The organism is Desulfobaculum sp., from assembly GCF_054921475.1.
On the sequence record NZ_JBUDSW010000181.1, the window covers coordinates 1 to 7594 of the forward strand.

General features: G+C 62.9%; 5 protein-coding genes. 1 reads left to right on the forward strand and 4 read right to left on the reverse strand.

Annotated elements, in window-relative coordinates; all coding sequences use genetic code 11:
* Positions 1-130: 130 nt before the first annotated feature.
* From ACY69P_RS11740 to ACY69P_RS11755, 4 genes are all read right to left on the reverse strand, one after another.
* Positions 131-1726: a cytochrome b/b6 domain-containing protein gene (locus ACY69P_RS11740; RefSeq protein ID WP_462327600.1), complete on the reverse strand. Its 1596-nt coding sequence runs from the start codon at positions 1724-1726 to the stop codon at positions 131-133.
* Positions 1727-1852: 126 nt separating this feature from the next.
* The gene (locus ACY69P_RS11745) at positions 1853-2308 is read right to left on the reverse strand and encodes a cytochrome c3 family protein (protein ID WP_462327601.1); all 456 of its coding nucleotides are present in this window, start codon (positions 2306-2308) and stop codon (positions 1853-1855) included.
* A gap of 99 nt (positions 2309-2407) precedes the next feature.
* The gene (locus ACY69P_RS11750; RefSeq protein ID WP_462327602.1) at positions 2408-4093 is read right to left on the reverse strand and encodes an HAL/PAL/TAL family ammonia-lyase; all 1686 of its coding nucleotides are present in this window, start codon (positions 4091-4093) and stop codon (positions 2408-2410) included.
* Positions 4094-4157: 64 nt separating this feature from the next.
* Positions 4158-5819: a flavocytochrome c gene (locus tag ACY69P_RS11755; protein WP_462327603.1), complete on the reverse strand. Its 1662-nt coding sequence runs from the start codon at positions 5817-5819 to the stop codon at positions 4158-4160.
* A gap of 230 nt (positions 5820-6049) precedes the next feature.
* Here ACY69P_RS11755 and ACY69P_RS11760 point away from each other — a divergent pair, with 230 nt between their 5' ends.
* Complete coding sequence (locus tag ACY69P_RS11760) at positions 6050-7576, forward strand: sigma 54-interacting transcriptional regulator (protein ID WP_462327604.1); 1527 nt, start codon at positions 6050-6052, stop codon at positions 7574-7576.
* Positions 7577-7594: the final 18 nt, after the last annotated feature.

Here is a 7594-nt window from a genome sequence, read left to right on the forward strand (position 1 = left end):
CGCACCTGCCTTCTTCCCTTCCCCCACCACCACACATAAAAAAGCCCCGCCGAAGTCGGCGGGGCTTTTTGGAAGACGAGGCGTGCGGGGAACGGAGGAGGCTGTTCCCGCACCGTGTGGATGGTCCGTACTACCGTCCATCCTCGTCATGATGCTCATGGGATTCATGATAGCCGGTGAACATGCCCTTCACGAGGGAGAGAACATGGTCGCCCGTGGTGCTGAGGTAGATATGGACCACGAGGAAAACTGCGAATCCAAAGGCCAGCACGTAGTGGACCGAGGCAGTCAGCCAGCGTCCCGGGTAGCCCAGTATCGTCTCAGGCGTGAGTTCGGGGAAGAACATCCACACGCCGGAGAGGATGAGCAGCGGCATCATGATGTACATCAGCGGCAGGTACGCCGCCTGCTGCAAGGGGTTAAAGCGCTGGGAGCGGGTCACGCGGAAGGGATGCGCCTCGCCGCGGAAGATGCCCCACAGGTAGAACCGGCCCTGCAGCCACCACCGCACGATAAGGCCGCGCGGATTGGGGATATATTGCTTAATGTTGCCGGTGATGATGGCCATCACGACGAACACGCCGTAGTTGGCAACCAGCATCCAGCCAGCGATGTCGTGCACGCGCACGCTCGCCGCAAAGTCCAGCGTTCCCGGCAGTCCGGCAAAATGCAGGCTAAAGCCGGTAACGATGAGCACGATAAACAGCACCGCGTTCAGCCAGTGCCACAGGCGCACGTGCAAGTCGTACACGTATTCGCTGTGCTTCGGGCCGGGCATGTTGCGGTGCTTCAGGCCGGTAACAATGCGCAGGCCGCCATGCAGCAGCACGCCAAACAGCGCGGCCAGCGCCAGCTTAAAGGCCCATGCGTCAAGGATGACGTTGCGCGTTGCGCCGATGACGTAGGAATCCTTGAACAGGCCGTCATTGATGAAGCCCAGCTGGTCCACCTCGGGCATAACCGAGGCCGACGCATCTGCGCCGGTGGTGTCCAGCTTCAGGAGCTTGGTCATCAGTTCGGTATCGTCGAACAGGCCCTTGCCAAGGAACTTCCCGGCCACGTCGCTGTCCGTCGGCGCCTCGTGCATACGCTCCACCAGTGCGGAGCTTGCGCTATGGCAGACGGTGCAGTCCTTGACGGACTCATCCTTGGGCAGGATGCGGTGCATGTCCGTGGTCTGCGCGGGGGTGTGGCACTCCACGCAGCGCACGGCCTTAAAGTGCGCGTCCTTATTGGGCAGGAAGTCATGCGACAGGTCCTGCTCCCAGACGTCCTTTCCGGACAGCTTCTTGTAGCCGGTCAGGTCGGTATGGCAGGCGAGGCAGGTGTAGTTGTCGAATCGAATCTGCGCCTGCGACGGCTTGGTTGCCGGATCGTTCTCCACCGTGTGGGCATCGTGACAGGAGGCGCAGGTGAACTTGTCGCCCAGCTTCTTCACGTGATGGCTTTCGGTAAAGGACGTCTTTATCTCGTTGAAATACTTGCCGTGGCAGTCCGCACAGTCCTTTGCGCCCTTGCCGGAGAGCTTGTGGGGAACAACCTTGAAGTCCTCCTTCGTTCCGGCGCCTTCGTGGCATTCGGTGCACGCCAGTCCACGGTGGGTGCTCTTGGCGAACCGCTCGGCGGGGACGTACAGATCCACCGAGGCTCCCCGCTCCGTGCGCGGAGCGAGGTCAATGTCACCGTGGCACTTCAGGCACTCGGCATTGGCCTCTTTGGCCGGCATCTGCCTGGCCGACAGCGGGGCGGCGGCGAGGAGGCAGAAGAGAAGGGGTAAAAGGACCCCTGCGGCTATTCTGCGCATTGGTTCTATCCTCTATGGTTTATTGGGCGACAGGTCTCTGCCGCAGCCCTATTTCTTGAAGTTCTCGTAGTGGAAGGGATGGCAGGTGTTGCAGTACACCGTGGATTCCTCGTGCTCCTTGTGGCACGTGGTGCAGGGTGCATCCGTTCCATAGTGGGGCGAATTGTGCGGATTGTGATCCAGCTTCGCCGTCAGCTGCGCCACCTGCTCGCGCGTGCCATGGCACTTCAGACAGTTTCTGTCGTCGGGCGCGGTGGAGGGGTTGTTGGCCCCGTGGCACAGTTCGCAGTTGGTCCCGTTCTGGTGGACCTTGCGGTGGTAGTCCTTGACGGTCTTGCGGCCCAGCTTGGTGTCAATCCAGAGCTGCATACGCTCCGCCGCACCGGGCTCGTGGGCGACCTTGGTCTCGGCGACCTTTTCCCCGGCGGCAAAGGACGGGGCGAACCAACCGCACATCGAGGCGGAAAGCACAAGGGCGCACATCACGGCTGTGTGCTTCTTCATGGTCGTATCCTGTGGCTGGTGTAGAAATTGACCGTGGCGGCCCGATTCCCGGGGGGGATGGGGCACGGAGCGCCACGGTCAACCGTTTCGTGATTCAGACTACCTGTCGTATTCCTTCAGGAAGTCGTGGGACGTCTGGATGTCGGGCGTAAAGGGGCGGTCCTTGTCGATGAAGGCCACATCCTTACGGTAGGCGCGGAACATGGCGCCAGTGCCACGACCCAGTTCAATATCGCTCTCGCGCTCGCGCAGGTCGATGGCCTGAGCGGCGTGGTACAGCTCAAGGCCGTAGATGTAGTACATGTTGTCCACAATGCGGGAGAGGCGGTCAGCCACACGCATGGAGTTGGTGGCGGTGTCCTCGATGTTGCCGGCCAGCGGGATGGTGTCCTGAGACACGGGGTTGGCCAGGGAGCGCACGTCGGCGTCCAGAGACACAAAGGGCTTGCCGATGGCGCCGAAGTTGATGGCAACGTCGTCGGCGGCCAGGAAGCGGGACAGATGCGTGAAGTGCGGGTCCACGAGGCGCAGGCAGCGCATGGCGGCGTTGCGGGACACGTGGGACAGGGCAATGCCCAGGTTCTGCATCTTCAGGACCACAGGCAACGGCTCAAAGTTGGAGGTGGGGAAGATAGCGCCCTTGATGTGGCCGGCGTCAAGGTAGTACTTGGCGACCTGCTCAGGGGTATCGGCGCTGGGCTCAATGCCCACGACAACGGCGGGGTTGTCGTCGGAGGAGTTGACCTGCACGTTCCACTTGGCTTCAGCGTCCTCAAGAGCTTCCATAGCAGCGCCAAAGGTGAAGGCGGTGGTACGGTAGCTCAGGGGGTCCTGCAGGGCGCGGCCCTTCATGGGCTGCCACACGTAGCTGCCTTCCAGCTCGTCGCGCATGACCTTGGAGGCCTTGGCAAAGCAAGAGAAGGGACGCACGTCGTTGACCTGCTTCAGGAAGGGCGCAACGTTGCCGTTGAGGCCTTCGAGGGACAGACCGAAGACAACGGGAGCCACCTTGAGGAACTGCTCGGCTTCGCTGAGGGCGAAGGCGGACTTGGCCATGGCCGGAGCGTTGGTGCTCAGGATGGCGAGGGCGTCCTTGCCGGAGGGCTCCAGAGCCTTGATGCCGGCCTTGGCGAGGGCCTCGGCGCCGGACATACGCTCACCCTGGAAGTCGGCCTTCCACTCGCCCATCATCACGAGGCCGATGTGGGGAGCGAGGGTGATGTCGCATTCGCCCACGGTGCCGCGGGAGGGCACAACGGGCAGCAGGTTCTTGTTCAGAAATTCCTTGTAGAGCTCGGCAACGTAGGGCTGGGCGCCGGTACGGCCGCAGAGCATGGTGTTCAGGCGGATGGCCATGGTGGCGCGCACCATGCGGGGCTCCATGTCGGGGCCAACGCCAGCGCTGTGAGCGCGCAGGGCGTTCACGTTGAACTGCTGGGACAGGCGCAGCACCTCGGGGGTGAGCACGCGCTTGCCGCTTTCATCCACGTGGAAGATGGACTTGTCTTTGTTCAGACCAACGCCAACGGTGAGGCCGTACACGGGGCGGCCTTCGGCGGCGAACGCCATGAGCAGCTCGCGGCTGTCCTTGACGCGCTTCATGGCGGTGGTGTCGATGGAGACCTGAGCGCGGCCTTCGGCAATGTCCACAAGCTGAGCGAGGTCCATATCGTGACCGTTCAGGGTCACAATCTTGTGGCTGGCCCATGCGGTGCAGGCCATAACCTGCATGGCGGCGAGGCAGATGACGGCTGCCACAAGCCTACGGGTAGCGGAAAAATGCATTGTTTCCTCCAGTTGAGCTCTTCTGATGTATGTCCAAACCATCGGCTTCCGGGTGACGGGAAAGTCAGGCCGGGGCGCTCCCTAGCTGACGACACTCCGCCATCAGCGCGCCCCGGTCGTTCCCAGGAAGACGAAAGATCTCTGCCTTGCTCAGCGCGGCCTTGCGTCCGGCCAAACGGCCGATGACCAAGGTCTCGGCAACGGCGCAGCTGCCCAGACGGCTTGCGCCGTGGGGACCGCCCGTTACCTCGCCGGCGGCGTACAGGCCCGGGATGGGCTGGCCGGAGCGCATGTGCATGACCTGCCCCTCGGTGTTAATCTCCACACCGCCCATGGTGTAGTGCACCTTGGGCCAGCAGCGAACGGCGTAGAACGGACCTTCGTCCAGCAGGACGGCGCGGCCCATAGGCTTGCCGAATTCCTTGTCCTCGCCGGTGCGCACGGCCTCGTTGTAGGTGGCAACCTGCTGCTTCAAGCCGTCAACGGGCATGCCGAAGTGCTTGGCCAGCTCCTCAACGGTGTCAAACTCCCACGCCACGCCGTACTTGAGGCAGGCCTTGAGGGTCTGCGCGCGGTCGGCGCCCTTGGCGTTACAGAACACCACGGGGTAGACGGGGTGCCCCTCGTCGTCGAGGCGGGTCATAACGGCTTCGGCTCTGGCCTTGCGGTCGGCCAGTTCGTTGACAAAGCGCTTGCCGGTGCGCACGTCCACCATGATGCCATTGGGGAACCCGGCGATGGTGTTGAACTGCGACACCATGCCAAAGCCCTTCTCGTCCGGGGAGGTCCACGGGCCGAGCTGGATCAGGTTAATCTGCACGGGAGCCGCGCCAACGCCGAACATGGCCTGCATGCCCTCGGACGTTGCGCCCGGATGGTTGGTGGAGTCGATGCGTCCGTCCAGATTGGGGTTCTGCATCATGCGGAAGCGGCGGTCCTGCGAGAAGCCGCCGGAGCACATGATTACGGCCTTGCGCGCGCGGAAACGGCGCAGTTCTCCGGTTTTCTCATCCGGGAACTCGTAGCGGTCACGCACGACGAGGCCCATCACGCCACCGTTTTCGTCCATGACAAAATCTTCCAGCTTACAGCGGCTGCGGAAGGCCACGCCCAGCTTTTCGGCGCTCTTCTTCAGGGGGCGGATGATGCCCGCGCCGGAGCTGATGGTGGTCTGCAGGGTACGCGGCACGCTGTGGCCGCCAAAGTGCTGCAGAAACGGCTTGTACTCCACGCCGTGCTCAAGGGTGAACTCGTAGGCGGGGCGCGTTCCGGCGGCGACAATCTTCAAAAGGCCCATGTGGTTCAGGCCGCGGCCAGCCTTGAGCATGTCCTGGACCATAAGGTCCACGGAGTCCTTGATGCCTTCCTTCTCCTGCAGGGGAGAACCGGCAACGGCAAACGCGCCGCCGTTGATGGCGGAGTTGCCGCCAAAGACGGGCATCTTATCCACGACAAGCACATCCGCTCCGGCCTTACGTGCCTCAAGGGCGGCGGCCATTCCGGCGAATCCGCTGCCGACAACGATTACGTCGTACTCCTTGTCCCACGCACTTACGGGCGTGCGGGATTTCTCCACGGGGACGTCCTTTTTTTCCTCTCCGGTCACGCAGCCCTGGAGCATTCCGGCGGCGAGGCCACCAGCCAGGACCGCCCCGGCGCGCAGCACGTCCCGGCGAGACTTGCGCGCACTCTGGGGTGCGGAGCGCTTCGTTTCGGTTTCTTTCATATCGAGTGAAAGCTCCTTGCTTGCGAAAACTTGCGTCGTGTCGACTCGTTCACGCCCGCCTCATGGCGAACGACCACGCCATAGAGGCAGAAAGCGTGCCAACGTTCACAATGAATAAATTCAGTGCGTTACACACGGCAGCACACAAAAAACGCGAAATATAGCGATTGACATGTGCGACATTTCGCACTAACCGCGATATTTCGCGTTTCATTCGTCACGGAGTCTCCATGAACACAAATGATTTTTTCCACCACGCCACAGTGCGCATCTGCGGCAGCCTCGACATCGAAAAAGCCCTCTACGACTGCTGGAAATACTTGCGCCAGCATATTCCGGCAGATGGTATGTACATTAACATGTTCCGCCCGGACGTAAAGGCAATTCGCTTCATCGCGCGGGCGGATGCGGGCGGCGGCAACCCCATGAACGAGCAGGTCGCCATCACCGACGACATGTGCCGCACCCTGCTGGAGCCGGATCGGCCACGAATCCGCATCCTTGCCGACCTGGACGACGACCCCGTCACCGGGCGCGTGGCCGGAACCATCTATCCGGTGGACACATCAATTCTGCTCATGCGCATGATGATTGAGGACCGCCACCTTGGCGTTGTGGGCCTGCACGCCCACGGGCGCGGGCGGTTCCACTCCGGGCACGGCACCCTGCTCAGCCTGCTGCACGAGCCCTTTGCCATTGCCACGGCAAACGCCCTGCGCCACCGCAAGCTCCTGCGCACCAACTCCCGCCTGACGCGGGAAAACCAGTTCCTGCGCGAACAGCTGTCCGAAAGCCGCAGCGGCGCGGTCATCGGGGACGAAGGCGGCCTGCAAACCGTGATGAAACGCGTGGCGCAGGTGGCGCCGCTGTCCAATACGGTGCTGCTGCTGGGCGAAACCGGCGTTGGCAAGGAGGTCATTGCCAGCGTCATCCATGCGCGTTCGCCGCGTCACGACGGCCCCTTTATTAAGGTCAACTGCGGCGCAATACCCGAATCCCTCATGGACTCCGAACTCTTCGGGCACGAGCGCGGCGCGTTTACCGGGGCAACCCACGCCAAGAAGGGCGTGTTTGAGCAAGCCCACGGCGGCACCCTGTTTTTGGATGAAATAGGCGAACTGCCGCAGAGCGTGCAGGTGCGCCTGCTGCGCGTTTTGCAGAACCATCAGGTGACGCGCGTTGGCGGCAGCATGCCGCGGGACGTAGACATCCGCATCGTCACCGCCACCCACCGCAATCTGCAAAAAATGGTGGAACTCGGCTCCTTCCGCGAGGACTTGTGGTTCCGCCTCAACGTCTTTCCCGTCACCATTCCGCCCCTGCGCGAGCGCCCGCAGGACATCCCGGATTTGGTGACGTGGTTCTCGGCGCGCGCCGCACGGCGCCTGAGCCTTAGCCGTGTGCCCGACGTCCCGCCCGAGGAAATGCAGCGCCTTATGGCCTACTCCTGGCCCGGCAACGTGCGCGAGCTGGAAAACTGTGTGGAACGCGCCATTATCCTCTCCGGCGGCGCCACCCTGCACTTCGACTGGCTGGCGCAGACGCCCCCGCGCCCCCAGCCCTGCCCGGACCCGCAGGACGCGCCCTTTACTCCGCGTACGCTGGACACCGTCATGGCCAACCACATCGCCGCAACGCTGGAGCAGACCAAGGGGAAAATCCATGGTCCCGGCGGCGCGGCGGAGCTCCTTGGCCTCAATCCCAGCACCCTGCGAAGCCGCATGAAAAAGCTGGGCATCTGCCGCGAGCACGGCTAACCACGCGGCAATGGCGCG

Coding starts and splice junctions, on each gene's coding strand:
- ACY69P_RS11750 (WP_462327602.1), bottom strand. CDS start 4,093: ATGCATTTTTCCGCTACCCGTAGGCTTGTGGCAGCCGTCATCTGCCTC.
- ACY69P_RS11760 (WP_462327604.1), top strand. CDS start 6,050: ATGAACACAAATGATTTTTTCCACCACGCCACAGTGCGCATCTGCGGC.
- ACY69P_RS11745 (WP_462327601.1), bottom strand. CDS start 2,308: ATGAAGAAGCACACAGCCGTGATGTGCGCCCTTGTGCTTTCCGCCTCG.
- ACY69P_RS11740 (WP_462327600.1), bottom strand. CDS start 1,726: ATGCCGGCCAAAGAGGCCAATGCCGAGTGCCTGAAGTGCCACGGTGAC.
- ACY69P_RS11755 (WP_462327603.1), bottom strand. CDS start 5,819: ATGAAAGAAACCGAAACGAAGCGCTCCGCACCCCAGAGTGCGCGCAAG.